We start from the raw sequence: 927 nt of genomic DNA, 5'->3' as shown, positions 1-927 counted from the left end.
AGGCCGACGGAGGTCAGCCATTTCTGGGCGCGCGGCAGCGCTTCGGCGCGCGGCGTGCCCTTGATCTCGAGCCCGATCGCGACGTTGTCGAGCGCGGTCTTCCACGGGAACAAGGCGTCGGCCTGGAACAGATAGCCGGCATCCCGGTTCAGCCCCGCCAGCGGCCGGTCGAATATCTTGACGTTGCCGGCGGCAGGCTTCAGCAGCCCGGCCGCAACGTTGAGCAGCGTGGATTTCCCGCAGCCCGTGGGGCCGACAATGGCCACGAACTCACCCTGCGCCACCGCGAGATGAGCTTTCTCCACCGCCGTATAGACCCGACCGTCCCCCAGCCGGAACGCGACCTTGGCATCTTCCAGCGCCACTGCCGTGGGCGTCGACATATGCTTCCTCCGAATTTCGCTTGATGCCTTAGCCGCTCGCGCGGCCAAGTTCAATCAAGCCGCCAAGCGTGCTACGCATGGGTAAGGAAAAATTGAGCCCCATCCAATGCCCTCGAAGCTGGCGATCAGCTACCACCGCGTCACCAAGAGCTTCGGCTCGCTTAGGGCCGTCGACGATGTGTCGCTCGACATCGCCGAGGGCGAATTTCTGGCCGTCGTCGGCGGCTCGGGCTCCGGCAAGACGACGCTGCTGCGGCTCGCCAACCGGCTGATCGAGGCCGATAGCGGCACGATCACCGTCGAGGGCGAGAACGTGCGAGACGTTGATCCGGTCGCGCTGCGGCGCCGGATCGGCTACGTGTTCCAGGCCGGTGGGCTGTTTCCCCATTTGAGCGTCGCCGACAATATCGGGATCACACCAACCCTGCTGGGCGCGCCGGCAGCGGATATCGCGACACGCGTCGACGAGCTCCTGGAGCTCGTGCAGCTCGATCGTGATGCGCACCGCGACCGCCTGCCGGAGGCGCTCTCGGGCGGCCAGCGT

Annotated in this window: 2 protein-coding genes; one reads left to right on the top strand and one right to left on the bottom strand. The window is 66.3% G+C overall.

Annotation, left to right across the window (positions count from 1 at the left end; all coding sequences use genetic code 11):
* The coding region (locus MOV75_RS39780) for an ATP-binding cassette domain-containing protein (RefSeq protein ID WP_247008318.1) at positions 1-383 on the bottom strand (383 nt) is incomplete at its 3' end.
* Between the two features lie 106 nt (positions 384-489).
* On the opposite strand from MOV75_RS39780, the gene MOV75_RS39775 reads away from it, so the two are divergent.
* Positions 490-927 (top strand): ATP-binding cassette domain-containing protein (locus tag MOV75_RS39775; protein WP_247008317.1); only part of this gene is annotated, 438 nt, incomplete at its 3' end.

The organism is Bradyrhizobium sp. PRIMUS42 (assembly GCF_023006515.1).
GTDB lineage: Bacteria > Pseudomonadota > Alphaproteobacteria > Rhizobiales > Xanthobacteraceae > Bradyrhizobium.
This window is presented reverse-complemented; position numbering and strand designations above follow the sequence as displayed.